This window comes from Paracoccus aestuariivivens (assembly GCF_009711225.1).
Taxonomy (GTDB): Bacteria; Pseudomonadota; Alphaproteobacteria; order Rhodobacterales; family Rhodobacteraceae; genus Paracoccus; species Paracoccus aestuariivivens.
The window spans coordinates 129,945-151,355 of sequence record NZ_WMIE01000003.1; the positions used below are offsets into that span (position 1 = coordinate 129,945).

A 21,411-nucleotide genomic window follows, 5' to 3' on the forward strand; every position below is an offset into this window, starting at 1 on the left:
TGGAATCCCTATTTTCAGGCCAAAGCCTGTCTACCCTTGGAGGATCTGCCTTTGGGCAACGCTCGCAATATCGCCTTCTGGGTGGTGCTGTTCCTGATGATCTTGGCGCTGTTCAATTTGTTCAGCGATGGCTCGTCGCAAATGAACAGTCGCCAGATCAGCTACTCGGACTTTATCCAGCGGGTGGACTCGGATGAGGTGACCGCAGTCACCATCGACGGCGAGACGATCGGCATCACCGGCAAGGACGGAAAGCAATATTCCACCGTCCGTCCGCAAGGCGAAGAAATCGCCGACCGCCTGATCGGCAAAGGTGTCGAAGTCCGCGTCGAACGTCAGCAGCAATCCGGTTTCATGTCGCTTCTGGGCGTCTGGCTGCCCTTCCTGCTGCTCATCGGCGTCTGGATTTTCTTCATGAACCGCATGCAAGGCGGTGGCAAAGGCGGCGCGATGGGCTTTGGCAAGTCGCGCGCCAAACTGCTGACCGAAAAGCATGGCCGCGTCACCTTTGACGATGTCGCAGGCATCGACGAGGCCAAGGAAGAGCTGGAAGAGATCGTCGAATTCCTGCGCAACCCGCAGAAATTCAGCCGCCTCGGTGGCAAGATCCCGAAAGGCGCGCTGCTGGTCGGCCCGCCCGGTACCGGTAAGACCCTGCTGGCCCGTGCCATTGCGGGTGAGGCGGGTGTACCGTTCTTTACCATCTCGGGTTCGGATTTCGTCGAGATGTTCGTCGGCGTGGGTGCAAGCCGTGTCCGTGACATGTTCGAGCAAGCCAAAAAATCCGCCCCCTGCATCGTCTTCATCGACGAGATCGACGCCGTCGGTCGCGCCCGTGGTGTCGGCATCGGTGGCGGTAATGACGAACGCGAGCAGACCCTGAACCAGCTTCTGGTCGAGATGGACGGTTTTGACGCCAATGAAGGTGTCATCATCATCGCCGCGACCAACCGCAAGGACGTGCTGGACCCCGCTTTGCTGCGTCCGGGCCGCTTCGACCGCCAGATCTATGTCCCCAATCCCGACATCAAGGGCCGCGAAAAGATCCTGAGCGTTCACTCGCGCAAGGTTCCGGTCGGTCCGGATGTCGATCTGCGGATCATCGCGCGCGGTACTCCGGGCTTTTCGGGCGCGGATCTGATGAACCTCGTGAACGAAGCCGCGCTGACCGCTGCACGTCTGGGCCGTCGCTTCGTTGCCATGGAAGACTTCGAGAATGCCAAGGACAAGGTCATGCTAGGTGTTGAACGCCGCAGCATGGTCCTGACGCCCGAGCAGAAAGAAAAGACCGCCTATCACGAGGCCGGCCACGCCATTGTCGGCCTCAGCCTGCCGAAATGCGATCCGGTCTACAAAGCCACGATCATCCCGCGCGGCGGTGCGCTTGGCATGGTCGTCTCGCTGCCCGAGATGGACCGCCTGAACTACCACAAGGACGAGGCCAAGCAGAAGCTGGCCATGACCATGGCGGGCAAGGCGGCCGAGATCATCAAATACGGCGAAGAGGGCGTCTCGAACGGTCCTGCGGGTGACATCCAGCAGGCAAGCCAACTAGCCCGTGCCATGGTGATGCGCTGGGGCATGTCCGACAAGGTCGGCAATATCGACTATGCCGAGGCGCATGAGGGCTATTCCGGCAATACCGGCGGCTTCTCGGTTTCGGCGGCGACCAAGGAACTGATCGAACAGGAAGTCCATGACCTGATCGAGCAGGGTTATCAGGATGCCTACCGCATCCTGACCGAGAAAAGCCACGAATTCGAGCTGATGGCCAAAGGCCTGCTGGAATACGAGACCCTGACCGGCGAGGATATCGGCAAGATTATCCGGGGCGAACCTTTGGGTGGCGATGACGATACGCCCGGCTCGTCCATTCCCTCGGTGACCTCGATCCCGCGGGCGGGGGCGACAAGTCCTGCGGTCGATCCGGCGGCGCAGCCGCAAAGCTGAGTGCTGTATTGATAAACCCCCGATCCTAGGATCGGGGGGTCTTTGTTTCGCGGTGGTTTCCGGCTTGATCAGAGCACGAGAAGCGCCACTGCTCCCAGCGCGAGACCAAGGCCGAAACCGATATTGATGACAAAACTTGCTGCCTTCATCTGTTTCTCCTTCTGTGAACGGAGCGGCTTGCGCCTTTGCTCCAGCTGAAAGAAAAACTACGGTTCGCGCCATCAAGTTCCGCTTTGGGCGAAAAATCGCCTATCAGTCGTGTCCGTACGGCAACATTCCGCCCAGTTTTGGCGGCAGAGCGATAGTGATCAAGGAATAATCATGAAACAGGGTGAACCCGTCCTTGCCGAAAGCTCGGAGATGCCCGCGCTTCGGGCCAAGATCGACGCGCTGGACGCCGAACTAATTGCGCTTCTGGCCAAGCGGTCCGGACTGATCGATCAGGCGGCGCGGATCAAATTGCGCGAAAAGCTACCGGCGCGGATCGACAGTCGGGTCGAGGAAGTCGCGGCAAATGCCAGCCGACTTGCCACTGAGCATGGCCTCGATCCTCTACTGGCCGATCAGTTATGGCGCCTGATGATGGAGCATTTCATCGCGCAGGAAGAACGCGCCTTGGCGAAGGGTCGAACTTAGACCGGAATCATCGTGCCTTGCAGCATGGCGACATGCTTGCGGGCCTCGCCGGTGACGGCCCAGACATCGGCGGCGACGACCATGATCCGGCGACCGGCGCGAATGACCCGTCCTTCGGCGATCAGGTAATCACCGACGGCGGGGGACATGAGGTTGATCTTCATCTCGACGGTCATGACCTCGGAATCCGCTGGCATGAGACTAAGCGACGAATAGCCCGCCGCCGAATCCCCGATGCTGAAAGCCAGCCCTGCATGTCCGGCACCTTGTTGCTGCAGCGAGGTCGGCAGGATCGGGGCCTGGATGGTCACGCGTCCGGGCTCGATGCTGGCCAGCGTCGCACCCAAGGTCTGCATCATGGTCTGGCGCGCGAAGCTTTCGCGGATGCGGGTCACGATTTCAGTCATCGAACAGGCTTTCCTGAATGCGCGGTGCGTCCAGTCCCAGATGTCGCCAGCCCAGGCGCCCCAGCATCCGGCCTCGCGGGGTGCGGTTGACCAGTCCCTGCTGCATCAGGAAGGGCTCGATGACCTCCTCGATGGCATCGCGGCTTTCCGACAATGCGGCGGACAGGGTTTCCACGCCGACAGGGCCGCCACCGTAATGCTCGGCCATCAGGGTCAGGTAGCGACGGTCGGCACTGTCCAGTCCGATGTGATCGACGCCAAGGCGCGTCAGTGAACTATCCGCGATCTCGCGCGTCAGGCGTCCGTCACCCTCGACCAGGGCGAAGTCGATGACGCGGCGCAAAAGCCGACCGGCGATCCTCGGCGTTCCACGCGCCCGTTTCGCGATCTCCCGCGTGCCTTCGGGTTCCGAAGGGATGCCCATCAGGCGGGCACCACGCGTGACGATAAGGTCCAACTCGTCGATGGTGTAGAATTGCAGCCGCGTCGGGATGCCGAAGCGATCACGAAGCGGTGTGGTCAACAGGCCAAGCCGCGTCGTTGCGCCGACAAGGGTAAAGGGTTGCAACTCGATCCGGACGGTGCGGGCGGCGGGGCCTTCGCCGATGACCAGATCCAGTTCGAAATCCTCCATCGCGGGGTACAGGACCTCTTCGACGGCGGGGTTCATCCGGTGGATCTCGTCGATGAACAGGACGTCGCGCGCCTCCAGATTGGTCAGGATCGCCGCCAGATCGCCCGCCCGCGCCAGCACCGGCCCCGAGGTCATCTTGAAGTTCACGCCCAGTTCGCGCGCCATGATCTGCGCGAGCGTCGTCTTGCCCAATCCCGGAGGCCCGTGGAACAGCGTGTGGTCCATGGCCTTGCCGCGCATTTTCGCGCTTTCGATAAAGACGCGCAGGTTGGCGCGGGCCTCGGCCTGACCGACGAAATCCTCAAGCAGTTGTGGACGAAGGGCGCGGTCTTCGGTGTCGCTGTCGATCGGCTCGGGACGCATCATCGGGTCGGGTTGGTTCATTGATTGTCCCATGGACCGGATTCGGGACGTCCGGCGGTTGGAATGCGCGAGGTTTGATAACCGCCGCGTCCGTTGCTGCCCGTCATGGCGCGCAGACGGGCGATGCGATCTTCGGTTGAGGGATGGGTCGCGAACAGGCGGTCCATGCGCAATGCGTGCAGCGGGTTGATGATGAACATGGACGCCGCTGCCGGATTCTTCTCTGCCGGAATATTGACGATCTGTCCCGCCGCGCGCGAGATCTTGGCCAAGGCCCCCGCAAGAGCCATCGGCTCGCCGCAGATTTCCGCGCCGATCCGGTCTGCCTCGTATTCGCGGGCACGCGAGATGGCCATCTGCACCAGACCTGCCGCCATCGGAGCAAAAATCATCGCCAGAATTCCGCCAAGTGCACCGCCGCGACTGTCATCGCGCCCGCCCATCATGCTGGAAAACATCATCATGTTGCCCAGCATCGCGATTGCGCCCGCCATTGTTGCGGTCACGGTCATGATCAGGGTGTCGCGGTGTTTGATATGCGCCAGTTCATGCGCGATGACACCCGCCAACTCGTCCCGCGTCAGAACGCGCATGATGCCCTGTGTGACGGCGACCGCTGCGTTCTCGGGGTTGCGTCCGGTCGCGAAGGCGTTCGGCTGTTCGGTCGCGAGGATATAGACCTTGGGCATCGGCAGATTGGCGCGGTTTGCCAAGGCTGCCACCATATCGACCAGTTCGGGGGCCTGTTGACGGGTGACCAGTGTCGCGCCCTGCTGGCGCAGCACTGCCTTGTCGCTGTTCCACCACGCCCAGATATTTCCTGCGCCAGCAAAGATCAGCGCAAAGATCGCGCCACCCTGTCCGCCGATCAGGTACCCCATCGCCATGACCAATGCTGTCATGGCGGCCATCAGGACAAAGGTGCGCAGGTTTCCGGTCATTGTCGCCTCACTCTTTCGGAGCCAGCAGCCTCAGCGCCGCACGGATCAACGCGGTAGTCGTCGCGTCGGGTTCCCGGCCCGAAGCCTCGGCCACGGCACCTGCCGCCTCGGATGGAGCATAGCCCAGATTGGACAGCGCCGACAGCGCATCCGCCGTTGCCTGCGCACTGCTATCGGGCCGAGCCGCCGGAGCGGATTTCGATGGGGCCACTGTCTCAATGACCTCGACATCGGGCAGGGGGCCCGGATCGACGGTCAGGCTGCCCCCCAGCGCCATGACGGCAGGGGCCTTGTCCTTGAGCTCCATCGCGATCCTTTGCGCGAGCTTGGGGCCGACCCCCGGAGATTTCTTCAGCGCCGACCAATCGCCAAGTGCCAGTGCCCGTGCCAGCCCATCGGGTCCCAAAGTCCCCAAAATCGCCAGAGATACCTTGGCTCCGACCCCTTGGACCGACGTCAGAAGCCTGTGCCATTCCTTTTCCAGCAGCGTCGGAAAGCCGAAAAGCTGCAACAGATCCTCGCGCACCAGCAATTCGGTATAAAGCGCGGCGGCCTGACCTGCAGGGGGCAGGCCCGCTGCGGTGCGTTCGCTGATATGCACGATATAGCCCACGCCGCGCACATCGATCAGGACATGGTCCTGTGCCCGGTGCAGGATAATCCCGGCGATACGTCCGATCATGCGAAGTCCCTCATGTGCTGATCTTGATGCGCAGGGCACGGCCCTGCAAGTGATGCGCGTGGCAGATCGCGATGGCCAAAGCGTCGGCTGCGTCGGGACCGGCAAGCTCGACCCCCGGCAGCATGAAACGGACCATGTGCTGGATCTGCTCTTTGGCGGCGTGCCCGACACCGACGACGGATTTCTTGACCGCGTTCGGGGCGTATTCGCCGATCTCGATACCGGCCTCGGCAGGGGCGAGCAGCGCGATGCCGCGCGCTTGGCCAAGTTTCAGCGTGCCGACGGCATCCTTGTTGACGAATGTCTGCTCGACCGCTGCCGCCGTCGGCGCATGTTCCGCGATGACCGCGCAAAGCCCGCGATACAGAACCACGAGCCGTGGCCCCAGTTCTCCCGCCTCGGAATGGATGATCCCGTTCGCAACATGACGCAGGCGTGGACCGTCAACTGCGATCACACCCCAGCCCATATTCCTCAAGCCCGGGTCTATCCCGATGATCTTCATGACTGCCCCGATTTTTTCCAGTTCGTTAGCACGAAAGGGGAACATAGCCTAGCATCAACTTCCGCAAGCCCCGGTTCGGGTTGACATTCGAGGGCCGGCTCGGGACATAGAGGCGCCACTGGAAGGAGGGTCCATGTCGCCTGCTCTCATTGCCGCGCTGCCATTCATCGGCGCTTTGCTGCCCGGATTACTCATCCGATCCGGGAGAGACGTCGCGGCGATGTGCTGTGGTACGGCCACATTCGTCGCGCTGCTGGGACTGTGCCTGCATATTCCGGCAGTCATGGCAGGCGAGGTGATCACCGAAAGCTTCGACTGGCTACCCTCGCTCGGGCTGAATGCCAACTTCCGCATCGACGGACTGGGGCTGCTGTTCGGCATCCTGATCCTCGGGATCGGGCTACTGATCATTACATATGCGCGGTTCTATCTGTCGCGCAACGATCCGGTCGGCGTGTTCTATACCTATCTGATGCTGTTCCAAGGCGCGATGATGGGGATCGTTCTATCGGACAACATCCTGCTTTTGCTGGTGTTCTGGGAGCTGACCTCGCTGTCGTCCTTCCTGCTGATCGGTTATTGGAAGCACCTGCCCGAAGGTCGTCAGGGCGCGCGCATGGCGCTGACCGTGACCGGACTGGGCGGGCTTGCGATGATCGCGGGCATGTTGATCCTTGGCAATATTGCCGGCAGCTACGAGATCTCGGACATCCTGAACGCGCGTGAGGCAATTCAGGCGAGCCCGCTTTACCTGCCTGCGCTGCTGCTGATCCTGCTGGGCGCTTTCACCAAATCGGCGCAGTTCCCGTTCCATTTCTGGCTGCCGCACGCGATGGCCGCGCCGACGCCGGTATCGGCCTATCTGCATTCAGCGACCATGGTGAAGGCGGGCCTGTTCCTGATGGCGCGCCTGTGGCCGGTGCTGTCGGGGACGCCGGAATGGTTCTACATCGTTGCGACGACCGGTCTGGTGACGATGGTTCTTGGCGCATTCATCGGCATGTTCCGGGATGACCTCAAGTCGTTGCTGGCCTATTCGACGGTTTCGCATCTGGGCCTGATCACAATGTTGTTGGGCTTTGGCACCGAAGCAGCAGCAGTGGCGGCAGTCTTCCACATCATCAACCACGCGACCTTCAAGGCCGCGCTGTTCATGACGGCAGGAATTATCGACCACGAGGCGGGCACGCGCTCGATCAACCGGTTGGGCGGGTTGCGCAAGCTGATGCCCATCACCTTTGTGATCGGCACGATTGCCGCATTGTCGATGGCCGGTATTCCTCCGCTGAACGGGTTCATCTCGAAAGAGATGATGCTGGACGAAGCGACGCGGACCGTCTGGAACGGCAATTCGAGCCTGATGTTCGTAATGGCGACAGTGGGTGCGATTTTCTCGGTCTGCTACTCGCTGCGCTTCGTCTGGCATGTCTTCTTCGGATCCGAGCGCGACGACTACCCTCACAAGCCGCATGATCCCGGTTTTGGCCTTTGGGTCGGACCTGCCATCCTGACGGTGCTGGTGGTGCTGATCGGTCTGATGCCGCAGACATTCGCGGGCTGGCTTGTCGAGGCTTCGGCCTCGGCGGTGACGGGCGGGCATCCGCATCCGCATCTGGCCTTGTGGCATGGCATGAACACGGCGCTGAAGCTGTCGATTGTCGCGACGCTGGGCGGCGCGCTGCTGCTGGTGCTGCATCCGCGCCTGTTGGCCATCCGTAACTCCTTGTGGCGGCCGGATGCCAAGGTGATCTTCGACGGCATTACGCAGGTCGCGTTGAACCTTTCCTATCGACTGACCGACCGCTTCACCAATGGCTCGATGGCGCGGGCCTTTGCGGCCTTCGCGATGACGGTCCTGCTATGCGGGTTCTGGGCTTTCTCGACCGGAGGATATAGCGGGGCGACGCGGCCCATGCTGCCGGTCACCGCGATTCCGTTGATCGGATGGTTCCTGCTGATGGTCGCGACCGGTTGCATGGTGGCTTTCCACCGCCAACGATTGCTGGCGCTGGTGCTGGTGGGCATCATCGGCCTGATCGTCTCGTGCTGCTTCGTGTATCTTTCGGCCCCCGATCTTGCACTGACGCAGCTTTCGGTCGAGGTGGTCACGGTCGTTCTGCTGCTGCTGGCGCTGAATTTCCTGCCCAAGCGTACGCAGCGTGAAAGCCGCGACGGCAAGCGCGGTTTCGATGCCTTCATCGCTGCCATGCTTGGCCTTGGCTTTGGCGGATTGTCCTATGTCGTGATGCGAACCGACTTCGCGCTCCCCTCGATCGCGGGTTACATGCTTGAACACAGCTACAAGCTGGGCGGCGGGCATAACGTGGTGAACGTCATTCTGGTGGACTTCCGCGGCTATGATACCTTCGGCGAGATCACCGTTCTGGGCATTGCCGCGCTGGCTATTTTCGCTTTGACCGAGACGCTGCTAGCCGGTGCAAGCGGTCGTCGGCTGCGCAACTGGACCTATGACAGCCGCCGCGCCGGAGCGCGCCATCCGCTGCTGATGGTGGTGGTGACGCGGATGATCCTGCCGATCTCGCTGGTGGTGGGTCTGTATATCTTCCTGCGCGGCCACAACCTGCCCGGAGGCGGCTTCGTTGCCGGTCTGGTCGTCGCCATTGCGCTTGTCTCGCAATACATGGCTTCGGGCTTTGCCTGGGCGCAAGATCGCACCCCCATTCCCTATCACTCGCTGATCGGGGCCGGGGTGATCGCGGCAGGCATCACCGGGATCGGTGCCTGGTTTGCCGGTTATCCGTTCCTGACCTCGACCTATGGCTATGTGAAATTGCCGGGCATCGAAGAGTTCGAACTGGCCTCGGCCATGGGCTTTGACCTTGGGGTGTTCCTGTGCGTCGTGGGCGCGGTGATGCTGGCGCTGAATTCGCTGTCGCGGATCGCACGGCAGGCCGGCGAAACCGTCAACGCCGAGCCGATGGATATCAACCCGAGCAAATTCAAGGGAGGCCGCTGATGGAGCTTCTGCTGTCAAGCGCGATAGGGATGCTTACTGCGGCCGGAACCTATCTGATCCTGCGTCGTCGCAGTTTTGCGGTGGTGCTTGGGACGACCATGCTCAGCTATGCCATCAACCTGTTCCTGTTCTCGACCGGACGGTTGGTGGTCAACCAGCCTCCGATCATCGAAAGCGGCGTGACCAGCTATACCGACCCCATCCCGCAGGCGCTGGTGCTGACCGCCATCGTGATCTCGTTCGGGATGACGGCGGTCACGGTGATGATGGCGCTTGGGGCCTTCCTTGAGGGCGGTGACGACCGCGTGGATATGCCACGCGCCGACCGCCAGCCCGAAACGAGCCGCATCGACGCCGGGGACGACCATCCATGAACCATATCCTGATTGCCCCCGTGATCCTGCCCGCCGTGATGGGCGCGCTGATCATCCTGTGGATGCGTGCCGATCTTCTGTTGCAACGGGTCTTTTCGATCTCGGGGACGGCGCTTTTGCTGGCCGTGGCCTTGTACCTGAACTGGCTCGCCAGCTCGGGAGAGGTTCTTGTCTATCGTCTGGGTAACTGGGCCGCGCCCTTCGGCATCGTCCTGATGCTGGATCGACTGTCGGCGCTGATGGTGGCGCTGACCGCCGCATTGGCATTTGCCGTGCAGCTTTATGCTTTCGGCTCGGGCTGGGACCGCAAGGGCTGGCATTTCCACGCGCTATGGCAGTTCCAGTTGATGGGCGTCTGCGGTGCGTTCCTGACCGGCGACGCCTTCAACCTATTCGTGTTTTTCGAGATCCTGCTGATCGCCAGCTACGGGCTGATGATCCATGGTGGCGGGCCGATGCGACTGCGAGCAGGCGTGCAGTATATCGCCTATAACCTTGCCGGTTCGACCCTGTTTCTGGCCGCATTGGGTGTGCTTTACGCCGTCACCGGCACGCTGAATATGGCCGATATGGCGGCCCGCGTCGCGATGATGCCTGCCGAGGATACCGCGCTGCTGCGGACCGGCGCCGTGCTGTTGATGCTGGTTTTCGCCATCAAGGCATCGCTGGTGCCGCTGCATTTCTGGCTGCCCTCGACCTATGCCAATGCGCCTGGGCCGGTTTCGGCGCTGTTTGCCGTGATGACCAAGGTCGGTGTCTACGCGATCCTGCGTTTCTACACGCTTGTTTTCCCGCAAGACACGGTGATCGAGGGCGTGGTGATGGATCTACTTCTGCCCGCCGCCTTGTTCACACTGGTCATCGGGCAGGTCGGTATCTTGGGAACCAGAAACCTTGGCCGACTAGCGGCCTTTGCGGCGATCGGCTCGATCGGAACGCTGATGATCGCCGTGTCGCAATTCACCCCGCAGGCCACAACGGCGGCGATCTATTACATCATCCACTCGACCCTTGCCGGAGCAGCGCTGTTCCTGGTCGTCGACATGATCGGTGCCCGTCGCGGCGATCTGTGGCTACGTCTGGACGGCGTGATGCCGGGGAACGGGCTAATCTCGGCGCTGTTTTTCGCCACCGCGATTGCCGTTGTCGGGATGCCGCCATTCTCGGGCTTTATCGGCAAGTTGCTGGTGCTTGACGCGACCCGTAACGCCCCCGAGGCGGTGTGGATCTGGACAACCGTGATCCTGACATCGCTGGTTGCGATCTACGGGATGTCGCGCGCCGGATCGCTGGTGTTCTGGAAGTCCTACGAGTTTCAGGATGTGCCGGTTCCGGTCTTGGCTCCGGCTCCCGCAAAACCGGGGCCGATCCCGACAAAGCTGGAACCGGACGAGCATATCCAGGATCTGGCCGATGCCGCTTCGCCCGCGCTGGCCGCGGCTGCGGTGGGCCTGTTGCTGGCGGGCATCGTGGCCCTGACGATCTTTGCCGGACCGGTGACGCGCTTTGCGGCGGCGACCGCCGAACAGTTGCATAACCCGTCGATCTATCTTGATGCCGTGCTCGAGCGGCAGGAGGGCACGAAATGATCCGCCGCCTGCTTCCCCATCCGTATCTGACGCTGGTCCTGATCGCGGTCTGGATGCTGCTGGTGAACCGCTGGGCCGTAGGCTCGCTTGTATTTGCCACGATCCTAGGCGTGGTCATTCCGCTGATGACCGCACCCTATTGGCCCGATACGGCGCGGCTGAAGGCTCCGGGCAAGATCCCCGCCTATCTGGCCGTCGTGCTGCATGACATCATCAAGGCGAATCTGGACGTCGCCATGATCGTGCTGTTCAAGCCGCGTTCCGAGTTGCGGCCAGCATGGATCGTGATCCCGATGGACCTGCACCAACCCGAGGCGATCACCACGCTGGCATCGACCATCACGCTGACCCCCGGCACGCTGACCTGCGATCTGTCCGAGGACGGTCGCGCATTGCTTGTCCATTGTCTACACGCGCCCGATCCCGATTCCGTGGTCGAGGAGATCAAAACCCGCTACGAGGCCCGCCTGAAGGAGATCTTCGCATGATCGTTTTCGCTTTAGGCTTCGCCTATGTCTGCTTCGGCGTCGCGATGCTGTTCTGCCTGTATCGCGTCGTCTTCGCCCCCGGCATCGCGGATCGCGTGCTGGCGCTTGATACCATGACGATCAATGCCATCGCGCTGCTGACGCTGTTCGGCATCGACAAGGGCACGGGCATGTATTTCGAGGCCTCGCTGCTTTTCGCGATGGTAGGCTTCATTTCGACGGTGGCCTACGGGAAGTTCATGCTCCGCGGCGATATCATCGAATAAAGGGGAGACAGCGAATGGAATTTGTCGGCGAAATCATTGTCTCGATCCTGCTGGTGGTTGGTGGCTTCTTCGGGCTGGTCGGCTCGTACGGGCTGGTGAAACTGCCGGACCAGATGACGCGGCTACATGCGCCTACGAAATCTGCGACGCTTGGCGTCGGCGCGGTGCTGATGGGCTCTCTGGTGTGGTATCCGACCCAGACCGGCCAATTCACATGGCATGAGTTGCTGATCACGTTGTTCCTGCTGCTGACCGCTCCGGTCACAGGCAATGTCATCGCCAAGGCGAATATGCATATCAGCTGGCGCCCCGAGGAAATTCCCGAACCCGAGAAAGGCAAAAGCTGGTCGACCTACGGCCATCCGTTGCTTGAGCGCGATGACGAGAAGTGACTGGTGCCAATAGGGCACAGTGATGCGGTGCGGATGATAATTCAATTGTTTGTGATGGAACCGTATTGGAATTCGGGTAATGTCTGCCCAGTTTCCAATACCTAAGAATTTTCAATGAACAAACTCATGTTGGCGGTCGCCGTTTTTGCGCTGGCTTCCTGCTCGGCGTCGGTCGAAAAATCCGATACATCGGCGGCGGTGTCGACAAAATCGGTGATGCCCAAGGGCATCGTTCACACCGATGGCCATGGGCCGATCAATCTGTCCGTTGCCGGTGAGGCACAATGCGGCAGCCTTTCGGTCAGCGAGACCCGTGCGGCGTTGAGCTATAGCAACTCGGTGCGCGCCGCTGCCGGACTGCCTGCGCTGCGCACCAACGCAAAACTGCAAAAAGCCGCCGAGTTGCAGGCCTGCGATATGGCCAGCCGCGGCGTCATGGAACATATCGGCAGGCAATCTACCGGTCCGGGTATGCGGATCAAGCAACTGGGCTACAAGCCGCAGATCACCGCCGAGAACATTGCGGCGGGGGCATCGTCGATCTTTGACCTGAATGGCGCGATGCGGGAATGGGCGGCTTCGGCCCGCCACCGCCAGAACACCAATATCCCTCAGATGAAGGAAATGGGTATCGGTCGTGCGCTCTCGCCTGACGGGCGGTATGCCTACTGGTCGGTGGTCTATTCCGATCCGCGCTGACCTTGGAAATGCAAATGGCCGCCCCGAAGGGCGGCCATTGTCGTTTCGGAGGCCGGTTCAGATCAGACCGGCATGCTGCATGGCCTTGTCGATCTGGACCTTGGTCGCCTCGGTCAGGCCGACCAGCGGCAGACGTACGCGTTCGCTGCACAGGCCTAGCTTCGACATGGCGTATTTCGCGCCCGCGACACCCGGCTCAAGGAAGATCGCGATGTGCAACGGCATCAGCTTGTCCTGGAATTCCAGCGCTTTGGCGTAGTCTCCGGCCAGCATCGCCTCTTGGAAGCTTGCGCATAGTTTCGGCGCGACGTTCGCCGTGACCGAGATGCAGCCGATGCCGCCATGCGCGTTGAAGCCAAGTGCGGTTCCGTCTTCGCCCGAAAGCTGGATGAAATCCGTGCCGCAGGTCGCGCGCTGCATCGAGACGCGTTCCAGTTTCCCCGTCGCGTCCTTGACGCCGACGATACGCGGCAGTTTGGCCAACTCGCCCATGGTTTCCGGCGACATGTCGATGACCGAGCGGCCGGGGATATTGTAGATGATGATCGGCAGTTCGCTGGCGTCATGCAGCGCGGTGTAATGCGCGATCAGGCCCGACTGGGTCGGCTTGTTGTAATAGGGCGTGACGACCAGCGCGGCGTCCGCGCCGGCAGCCTGCGCGTGTTTGATCAGGCCGATTCCTTCGCGGGTCGAATTCGAACCGGCTCCGGCGATGACGGGAATGCGGCCCGCAACGATGCGAACGACGTTCTCGACGACGATGTTATGCTCGTCATGGCTAAGGGTCGGGCTTTCGCCGGTGGTGCCCACGGGAACAAGCCCGTGGCTGCCTTCCGAGATGTGCCATTCGACCAGCTTCTCCAGCGCAGGGAGATCCAGCTCCCCGTCGGGGGTGAAGGGCGTAACCAGCGCGGGCAGAGAGCCTTTGAACATGACGGTATCCTGAGTTTGACTGTCCGTTGCCCTTACAACCGGGAACGACGCTTGCCAAGGATGTGAGTTGCGCGGCGACGGCATTGGCTTCAGTAATGGGGGGATGATGTATCCTTTGCGCGACAGGGTTCTGGGGCCATTAGTGGCCCTTTCGCTGGCTTTTGGCCTGACGACGGCCCATGCCGAGGATCTGGGCGCCATCACGCGGGCCTTGGCCGCGTCCGGTGCGCGCGATTGGGCGGATGCGCAAAGCTATGCCCAGAAATCCGGTCCGATGGCCGAGGCGCTGGTCCAGTGGCAACGCCTGCGAGCGGGGCAGGGCAACTGGCCGGAATATCTGGCCTTTGCGCGCGCTCATCGGGATTGGCCGGGGATGGCGCTGTTCTACAAGCGCGGCGATGCCCTGCTGCGCGCCGATCTACCCGCTGCCGATGTGATCGACTGGTTCGGAGCGCGTCGGCCAGAAACGATGAACGGGGCCAAGGCGCTGATTTCCGCCCTGAATGTGACCGACCCAGACGCAGCCAAAGCCGAGATCGCGCGCTTCTGGACCAGCCAGCCGCTGACCGAACCTGAAAGCGACAATTTCGTCGCCTTGTACGGCGCGGATCTGACATCGCTGCATGATGCACGGCTGTCGAATTTGCTGGATCAGGGCGAATGGCAGGCGGCGCAGATCGTCCTGCCTCTGGCCTCGTCGGATGCACAGGGAATTGCGCGGGCGCGGATCGCCTTGCAATCCGGTGCAGCAGGCGTCGACAGCTTGATCCTTGCCTTGCCCGAGGCATTGCGCGCCGATGCCGGATTGGCGGTTGACCGGTTCCGTTGGCGGGTTCGCGCGAAGATGCCCGAATTGGCCCGCGATCTGATGCTCGAACGCTCGACGGGCGCCGAGGCCCTGCGCGATCCGTCCCTATGGGCCGACAAGCGCGCCGATTACGCGCGAGAGGCGATGCGGGCGGGCGATTGGGCCTTGGCCGAGAAACTGGCCGCGCCGCATTTCATGCCCGAAGGCGGCGAGCCTTTCATCGACCTGGAATGGCTTGCGGGCTTCGCGGCGCTGAAACAGGGCGCGAATGATCGGGCCTTGCAGCATTTCCAGCGCCTGCAATCCGGTGTCAGTAGCCCGATTTCGCTGTCGAGATCGCTGTACTGGCAGGGCAGGGCGCATGAGGCGGCAGGACAAAAGGACGCAGCGCGCGGCGTCTATCTGCATGCCGCCAGTTGGCAGACAGCGTATTACGGCCAGCTTGCCGCCGAGAAATTGCGCCAGCCGATGCAGCCCGCTCTGGCAGTGCCCGGAGTGGCGCAGGATTCGCTGCCGGATTGGCGCGACAGCGATTTGCGTTACAATCCCGTCTGGCAAGCGGGCGTTTGGCTGCTGGCAGCGGGAGATGCGGATCAAGCGGCGCGCTTCTTCCTGCATCTGGCCGAAACCGCGCCGCCCGAGGATATCGGCCGCATGGCGCGGTTGATGCTCGAGGTCCATCGTCCGTGGTTCGCGCTGCGTCTGGCCAAGGCCGCGGCCGCCAAGGGGGTGATCTATCCCGCTGCCTATTTCCCATTGACGGGACTTGAAACCAAGCCCTTGGGTCTGCCGCCCGAACTGGTCATGTCGATCGCGCGGCGTGAAAGCGAGTTCAATCATACCGTCTCGTCGCATGTCGGAGCGTTGGGCCTGATGCAGGTCATGCCCGACACGGCCCGCGCGATGGCCCGCAAATTGGGCGAGCCTTTCGACCGGACCCGTCTAACCAGGGACGCGGCCTATAACGCCAGACTTGGCTCGGCCTATCTGGACGGGTTGCGTGAGCGGTTCGGGATTTCCATTGCTCTGGTCAGTTCGGGTTATAACGCAGGTCCGGGACGACCCGCACGCTGGCTGAACGATTTCGGTGATCTGCGCAAATCGGCCGATCCGATCGACTGGGTCGAGATGATCCCCTTTGACGAAACCCGCAATTACGTCATGCGTGTCGCCGAGGCTTTGCCGATCTATCGCGCCCGCATCATGGGGCGCACTGCTCCCATTGTTCCCAGCTTCGACCTGACCGGCGGCGGGATGATGCCCGTGCCGCCGCAACCGGCAATCCGGCTGGCCTATTCGAACCGGCCGCCGATGTCGGTGCGGACCTTGGTTCATTACGCTGCCGGAGGTGTGCTGGCCGAGGTTCTGCGTCCGTCGCCGGTCGTCGAGGAGGTCCGCGCCGCAGCCAGCGATCCCTCAGCGTCGGCTATCGGCCCCGCGCAGCCCGCTCACGCTGGCGCGACCGCCACCAGGTAAACAGCCCCGCGCCGACCACGATCACGCCGCCTAGTGCGACGTTCGGGGCCAGTGTCTCGCCAAAGATCACGACGCCGAAAATGCTGACCCACACCAGTTGGGTATAGGAAAACGGCTGCAACGCCGAGGCCTCGGCCATTTCATAGGCTTTGATCAGCAGCATGTGACCCGCAGCCGCTCCGATGCAGAGCAACAGCAGCCAAGGCAGATCCCATGCGGCGATGGGCTGCCACTCTCGCAGGCCAAAGGGTGTGATGGCGATGGCACCGGCGACGGCTGTCCAGAAAAAGCTGACCATCGCGCCATCGTCTCGGGCAACGAGTCGTGTGAGCAGGCCGTAGAGCGCGAACATCACAGCGGCGAGGAAGGGCAGCGCAGCTTCGGCGGAAAAGACACCGCTGCCGGGTTTCAGCACGATGACGATGCCGGTAAAGCCGACGGCGACGGCGGCCCAGCGTCTCCAGCCGACCTTTTCGCCAAGGACAGGCCCCGACAGGGCCGAGATCAGCAGAGGGTAGCAGGCAAAGATGGCATGGGTGTTGATCAGGCCCAGCCGGACAAAGGCTTCGACCGTGACGATCACCTCGAAGGCCAGAAGCACGCCGCGAAAGATCTGGGTCCATGGCCGTTGTGTGCGGATCGCGGCGCGAATGCCGCCCGGCGCACGTGCGCAGAGCACCAGAACGAATGCGACGAAAAACCAATAGCGCAGGGTGATGACGAAGAAGGGGGAATATGCCGCGCCCAGATGACGCGACATCCCGTCCATCATCGCAAAGATCAGGGCCGCGCCGCAGATCATCAGGATGGCCGTGCCCTGCTTGTCTTCGGCAGAGGCAGCCGAAACGGCAGCGGGCGATGCGGGCGGGGCCGTCGAAGGCCCCGTCTGGCTGTTCTCGGTCATGGCGGGCAATCCTCTGGTATGGAAGCCATGCGCCCGACCGGCAGAAAGGTCAACCGACCTTAGTCGCGGCTACGGATGATTTCCGCGAAGGGTTCGAAAAGCTGTGCATTGCCGGCAACGATCGAGCCCGATTCGATGGGGTTTTCTTCCGAACGGATCGACTCGACAAAGCCGCCGGCTTCTTTGACCAGCAAGATACCGGCCGCGACGTCCCACGACTTGATGCCCCGTTCCCAGTAGCCGTCGAAGCGACCCGAAGCCACATAGGCCAGATCCAGCGAGGCAGCACCCCAGCGGCGCACGCCAGCGGTGACCGGCATCAGGCGGCTCAGGTCGCGAATGGTGGCGGGCAGAGTGCCTCGGCCACCAAAGGGAACGCCGGTGGCAAAAATCGATTCGATCATCTGACGGCGGCCAGAAACACGGATACGGCGATCATTGACGAACGCGCCATCGCCTTTCTCGGCGGTGAACATTTCGTCTTTGGCTGCGTCATAGACCACGGCGGCGACGATTTCGCCCTTGTATTCCAGCGCGATGCTGACGGCCCAATGCGGCAGGCCATGCAAGAAGTTGGTCGTCCCGTCCAGCGGGTCGACGATCCAGCGGCGGGTGGGGTCTTCTCCGGCCTCTTCGCCGGTTTCCTCGCCGATCCAGCCGTAATTCGGGCGGGCACCGCGCAGGTCTTCCTTGATGATACGCTCGGCCTCGCGGTCGGCGCGGGTGACGAAATCACCGGCGCCCTTGACGCTGACCTGAAGGTTTTCGACCTCGCGGAAATCTTTGACGAGGCTACGGCCCGCCTTACGCGCGGCCTTGATCATGATGTTGAGATTGGCGCTGGCCATGGCGTTACCTTTTATGGGATTGCCAAGCCTATTAGACAAAGAACCAAGGAAAGTGAAGCGGGGGTAAGGTATGGCCCCGCTGCAAGGGTCGCACCGACGATCTGGCGCGGTTTTCGGGTCTGCACTTGCGGCAGCAGTTTCGCGGCTTAATTCATTCCTGCAGCATCAGCAGGAGCACCCTCATGCCCCAATCCAAGCTATTCGAGCCGATCACCATCGGCGACGCGACATTCGCTAACCGCATCGTCATCGCGCCCATGTGCCAATACTCGGCGGTTGACGGGAATATGACCGATTGGCACCTGATCCATCTGGGCAATCTGGCGCAATCCGGAGCAGGGGCCCTGACCATCGAGGCGACCGCCGTTCTTCCCGAAGGTCGTATCAGCTATGCCGATGTCGGTTTGTGGGACGACGGGACCGAGGCCGCGATCGACCGTGTGCTGAAAAGCATCCGAGCGTGGTCCGATATGCCCATCGCGATCCAGTTGGCCCATGCGGGGCGCAAAGCCTCGACCGCGAAGCCATGGGAGGGCGGTGGCCAGATCGCACCGACAGCCGAGAATGGCTGGCAGACGGTATCTGCCTCGGATCTGCCATTTGCGACCAGCGACAATGCGCCGGTGGCGTTGGACAAGGACGGGCTTGTGCGCGTGCGCGAGGCATTTGCCGAAGCGGCGCGACGCTCGGTCCGGCTGGGAATCGACGCGATCCAGATCCATGCCGCGCATGGCTATCTTCTGCACCAGTTCCTATCGCCGTTGTCCAACAAACGGACGGATGAATATGGCGGCAGTCTTGAGAACCGTATGCGCTTCCCGATCGAGGTCTTCGAGGCGGTGAAAGCTGCGGTTCCCGAGGGATATCCTGTGACCGTACGCCTGTCAGGCACCGATTGGGTCGACAGCGCCGAATGGCAAGAGGGCGGCTGGGACAGCGAAAGCACCGTCGCGATCTCGAAAGAGCTTGAGGCCCGTGGCTGCCATGCGATCCACGTTTCCAGCGGCGGACTGGACCCGCGGCAGAAGATTCCGGTCGGCCCGAACTATCAGGTGCCGCTGGCCCGTGCCGTGAAGCAAGCGGTGTCGATCCCCGTCATTGCCGTCGGCCTGATCACCGAAGCGCAGCAGGCCGAGGCCATCATCTCGACCGGCGATGCCGATATGGTCGCGGTCGCGCGGACCGTGCTTTACGATCCGCGCTGGCCTTGGCACGTCGCGGCCGAGCTTGGGGCAAGCGTCAAAGCCTCGCCGCAATACCTGCGTTGCCAGCCCTCGACGCTGAAATCGCTGTTCAAAACGGCATGATGAACGGTGCGGGTCGGGGTTGGCCCTGACCCGCCCCCCGCAGGGTCGTGCAGGTCAGGGACTGCAAGTTAGTACGCGCCCAATCGGCATGAGCAGTTGTTCTTGCCAGACATATCGCTACAGTGGGGTGTCACTTTAACGGACAACAGCCGCCGACCCTGATGATCGACGACATTTCCGACAAATCCGAGCCTCCGCGACGATGCGGGCCGGGCGAAGTCGAAACCGTCATCCCCGCATCCGAGGATGATCCCCCGCCGGAGCCCGGCCCCAGACGTCCAACGGCGCGCCAGAGCCTCTCGCAGCGCCTGACGGCACTTGCGCAAGACCCCGCTCGAGAGCGGATCGCGATGAGCGATCTGCTGGACCTGATGCCGGGGCAGGCGCTGGCCGCGTTGATCCTGATCTTTGCCGCGCCGAATGTCGTGCCTGCTCCGCCGGGGCTATCGGCCATTCTGGGCTGGCCGCTGATCTACCTGTCATGGCAGCAGATGACGGCGCAAAGGCCGTGGTTGCCACCGGTCATCGCGCGGCGCTCGATCTCGCGAACGGTCTTTGCGGGGTTGATGCGGCGGGTGACTCCGGTCCTTGCCGCGCTGGAGCGCATGTTGCGGCCAAGACTGGCCACCCTTGTCACGCCCCGTGCCGAGCAAGTGGTCGGTGCGTTCTGCCTTGTCCTGTCCGTTGTGCTTCTGCTGCCCGTACCGCTTGGTAACATGCCCCCCGCTTTGGCAATCAGCGTTATGATGCTGGGCCTGCTGGAACGGGACGGGCTGTGGACGGGCATCGGTGTCGTCCTTGGCATCGCCTCTTTTATCATCGCGGTGGGGGTCGTCTATGCGATGATCAAAGCCGTTATCTTTCTGTTGTCGCAAGCGTTGGTCTGACCATGCACGCGCATCCTTACCGGAACTGAGCTTCTTCCATGTGGATCGAAATAACCATTGTCGTCCTTTTGACCCTGCTCAATGGCCTGTTGGCCATGTCCGAGCTGGCCATCGTCTCGTCGCGTACCGCGCGGTTGAAGGTGCAGGCGGATCGGGGCAATCGCGGAGCGGCAATCGCCATCCGGCTCGCCGAAGAGCCGGGACGTTTCCTGTCCTCGGTCCAGATCGGCATCACACTGGTCGGCGTGCTGTCGGGTGCCTTTTCGGGGGCGACATTGGGGGCGCGGCTTGCCAATGCGCTGCCGGCCTGGGGTGTTTCTCCGTCACTGGCACAGCCTTTGGGCATGGGCGGTGTCGTCGTGGCGATCACCTATCTGTCCCTGATCTTGGGCGAACTGGTTCCCAAGCAGATCGCGCTGCGCTCTCCCGAGACGGTCGCCATCCGCGTCGCGCCGCTGATGCTGGCCATCTCGCGGGTGGCCGCGCCGCTGGTCTGGTTGCTTGATCGCTCGGGTCGGCTGGTCCTGTCGCTGCTGGGCCAGACCGGCGAGGATGATCGTGGCATCTCGGACGAGGAAATCCGTCTTGTCATTGCCGAGGCAGAAAATGCGGGCGTCATCCATCGCGCCGAAACCGAGATGATCGCGGGCGTAATGCGCATCGCCGACCGCAGCGCGCGTGGCTTGATGACCCAGCGCCGCGATATTCCCGCGATCAATGTCAGCGACAGCTACGAAACGGTCGCGCTGAAGTTCAAGGAAGGCCACCGTACCCGTCTGCCCGTCAGCGATGGCGGCGAGAACGAGATGATCGGCGTGGTGGCCAGCGCCGACCTGATCGCGATCAGCCCTCAGGATTACGACCTGCGTGCGCTGATGAAGCCCGCGCCGATCATCCCCGAAACCATGGACGCCCCCGAGGTCATCAGCCGCCTGCGTGCCTCTCCGGGGCAGATGCTGTTGGTTTACGATGAATACGGCCATTTCGAGGGCGTGGTGACGCCGATGGATGTGCTTGAGGCGATCACCGGCGAATTCTCGGGTATGGACGACGACGAGCCCAAGCTGGTGCTGCGCGAGGATGGCAGCATGCTGATCGCTGGCTGGATGCCGGTCGATGAATTCGCCGACCGTCTGAACGTGCCTCTGGCCGAAGATCACGACTATTCGACGGTCGCGGGGCTTGTGCTGGATCTGGCGGGCCAGATTCCGCAGGTCGGCGAAGTGGTCGAATGGGACGGCTGGCGGATCGAGGTCGTCGATCTTGACGGACGGCGGATCGACAAACTTCTGGTCTCGCGTGTAGGGGTGGTGGCTTAATCAGGGGTTTTCATTGCGGCGCATCG

21 protein-coding genes are annotated in these 21,411 nt (G+C 62.3%); 13 read left to right on the forward strand and 8 right to left on the reverse strand.

The genetic code is table 11. The annotated features are described in order from the left end of the window. Positions 1–51 precede the first annotated feature (51 nt). Both ftsH and GL286_RS08160 read left to right on the forward strand, forming a co-directional pair. Entirely contained in the window at positions 52–1,950 is a 1,899-nt protein-coding gene (ftsH, locus tag GL286_RS08155) for an ATP-dependent zinc metalloprotease FtsH (RefSeq protein ID WP_155095069.1), read from the forward strand. A gap of 321 nt (positions 1,951–2,271) precedes the next feature. Next, on the forward strand, positions 2,272–2,586 hold the full coding sequence (locus tag GL286_RS08160) for a chorismate mutase (RefSeq protein WP_246184878.1): 315 nt from the start codon (positions 2,272–2,274) through the stop codon (positions 2,584–2,586). On the opposite strand, the gene GL286_RS08165 is transcribed toward GL286_RS08160, so the two are convergent. From GL286_RS08165 to ruvC, 5 genes are read right to left on the reverse strand one after another with little or no spacing between them, the layout of a single operon-like run. After that, a complete protein-coding gene (locus GL286_RS08165; RefSeq protein WP_155095070.1) occupies positions 2,583–2,993 on the reverse strand; it encodes a PaaI family thioesterase in 411 nt (136 codons plus the stop codon). The genes GL286_RS08160 and GL286_RS08165 overlap by 4 nt on opposite strands. Beyond that, positions 2,986–4,011, reverse strand: coding sequence for a Holliday junction branch migration DNA helicase RuvB (ruvB, locus tag GL286_RS08170; RefSeq protein WP_155095071.1), 1,026 nt, complete (start codon positions 4,009–4,011; stop codon positions 2,986–2,988). The genes GL286_RS08165 and ruvB overlap by 8 nt, the downstream gene beginning before the upstream one ends. Continuing rightward, positions 4,008–4,931 (reverse strand): zinc metalloprotease HtpX, encoded by a 924-nt coding sequence (gene htpX, locus GL286_RS08175; RefSeq protein WP_155095072.1) that lies wholly within the window; start codon positions 4,929–4,931, stop codon positions 4,008–4,010. Before htpX ends, ruvB begins: the two co-directional genes overlap by 4 nt. 7 nt (positions 4,932–4,938) lie before the next feature. Further along, complete coding sequence (ruvA, locus tag GL286_RS08180; protein WP_155095073.1) at positions 4,939–5,613, reverse strand: Holliday junction branch migration protein RuvA; 675 nt, start codon at positions 5,611–5,613, stop codon at positions 4,939–4,941. A gap of 10 nt (positions 5,614–5,623) precedes the next feature. Further along, positions 5,624–6,118 carry a crossover junction endodeoxyribonuclease RuvC gene (ruvC, locus tag GL286_RS08185; RefSeq protein WP_155095074.1) on the reverse strand — a complete coding sequence of 165 codons (495 nt, stop codon included), beginning with the start codon at positions 6,116–6,118 and terminating at the stop codon, positions 5,624–5,626. A 133-nt stretch (positions 6,119–6,251) separates the two neighbouring features. On the opposite strand from ruvC, the gene GL286_RS08190 reads away from it, so the two are divergent. From GL286_RS08190 to GL286_RS08220, 7 genes are all read left to right on the forward strand, one after another. Continuing rightward, a complete protein-coding gene (locus GL286_RS08190; protein ID WP_155095075.1) occupies positions 6,252–9,095 on the forward strand; it encodes a monovalent cation/H+ antiporter subunit A in 2,844 nt (947 codons plus the stop codon). Continuing rightward, a complete protein-coding gene (locus tag GL286_RS08195; protein WP_155095076.1) occupies positions 9,095–9,469 on the forward strand; it encodes a Na+/H+ antiporter subunit C in 375 nt (124 codons plus the stop codon). Before GL286_RS08190 ends, GL286_RS08195 begins: the two co-directional genes overlap by 1 nt. Beyond that, positions 9,466–11,058 carry a monovalent cation/H+ antiporter subunit D gene (locus GL286_RS08200; protein ID WP_155095077.1) on the forward strand — a complete coding sequence of 531 codons (1,593 nt, stop codon included), beginning with the start codon at positions 9,466–9,468 and terminating at the stop codon, positions 11,056–11,058. The genes GL286_RS08195 and GL286_RS08200 overlap by 4 nt, the downstream gene beginning before the upstream one ends. Next, positions 11,055–11,546: a Na+/H+ antiporter subunit E gene (locus tag GL286_RS08205; RefSeq protein ID WP_155095078.1), complete on the forward strand. Its 492-nt coding sequence runs from the start codon at positions 11,055–11,057 to the stop codon at positions 11,544–11,546. Before GL286_RS08200 ends, GL286_RS08205 begins: the two co-directional genes overlap by 4 nt. After that, the gene (locus GL286_RS08210; RefSeq protein ID WP_155095079.1) at positions 11,543–11,812 is read left to right on the forward strand and encodes a K+/H+ antiporter subunit F; all 270 of its coding nucleotides are present in this window, start codon (positions 11,543–11,545) and stop codon (positions 11,810–11,812) included. The genes GL286_RS08205 and GL286_RS08210 overlap by 4 nt, the downstream gene beginning before the upstream one ends. A gap of 14 nt (positions 11,813–11,826) precedes the next feature. Further along, entirely contained in the window at positions 11,827–12,204 is a 378-nt protein-coding gene (locus tag GL286_RS08215; protein WP_155095080.1) for a Na+/H+ antiporter subunit G, read from the forward strand. Positions 12,205–12,318: 114 nt separating this feature from the next. Next, positions 12,319–12,903, forward strand: a complete 585-nt coding sequence (locus GL286_RS08220) for a CAP domain-containing protein (protein ID WP_155095081.1) — start codon at positions 12,319–12,321, stop codon at positions 12,901–12,903. A 57-nt stretch (positions 12,904–12,960) separates the two neighbouring features. Here the strand turns inward: GL286_RS08220 and dapA are convergent, their stop codons facing one another. After that, a complete protein-coding gene (dapA, locus tag GL286_RS08225; RefSeq protein ID WP_155095082.1) occupies positions 12,961–13,836 on the reverse strand; it encodes a 4-hydroxy-tetrahydrodipicolinate synthase in 876 nt (291 codons plus the stop codon). A 106-nt stretch (positions 13,837–13,942) separates the two neighbouring features. Between dapA and GL286_RS08230 the strand changes: the two genes are divergently transcribed. After that, entirely contained in the window at positions 13,943–16,120 is a 2,178-nt protein-coding gene (locus GL286_RS08230; RefSeq protein ID WP_155095083.1) for a lytic transglycosylase domain-containing protein, read from the forward strand. On the opposite strand, the gene GL286_RS08235 is transcribed toward GL286_RS08230, so the two are convergent. Then, on the reverse strand, positions 16,071–17,024 hold the full coding sequence (locus tag GL286_RS08235) for a DMT family transporter (protein ID WP_155095084.1): 954 nt from the start codon (positions 17,022–17,024) through the stop codon (positions 16,071–16,073). The two genes, GL286_RS08230 and GL286_RS08235, sit on opposite strands and share 50 nt — an antisense overlap. A 59-nt stretch (positions 17,025–17,083) precedes the next feature. Further along, entirely contained in the window at positions 17,084–17,872 is a 789-nt protein-coding gene (locus GL286_RS08240) for an inositol monophosphatase family protein (RefSeq protein ID WP_155095085.1), read from the reverse strand. A 182-nt stretch (positions 17,873–18,054) separates the two neighbouring features. Here GL286_RS08240 and GL286_RS08245 point away from each other — a divergent pair, with 182 nt between their 5' ends. The 3 genes from GL286_RS08245 (at position 18,055) to GL286_RS08255 (ending at position 21,385) form a co-directional block, all read left to right on the forward strand. After that, on the forward strand, positions 18,055–19,179 hold the full coding sequence (locus GL286_RS08245; protein WP_155095086.1) for an NADH:flavin oxidoreductase/NADH oxidase: 1,125 nt from the start codon (positions 18,055–18,057) through the stop codon (positions 19,177–19,179). A gap of 161 nt (positions 19,180–19,340) precedes the next feature. Continuing rightward, positions 19,341–20,066 carry an exopolysaccharide biosynthesis protein gene (locus GL286_RS08250; protein ID WP_155095087.1) on the forward strand — a complete coding sequence of 242 codons (726 nt, stop codon included), beginning with the start codon at positions 19,341–19,343 and terminating at the stop codon, positions 20,064–20,066. A 38-nt stretch (positions 20,067–20,104) separates the two neighbouring features. Continuing rightward, entirely contained in the window at positions 20,105–21,385 is a 1,281-nt protein-coding gene (locus GL286_RS08255; protein WP_155095088.1) for a hemolysin family protein, read from the forward strand. The last annotated feature ends 26 nt before the right edge of the window (positions 21,386–21,411 follow it).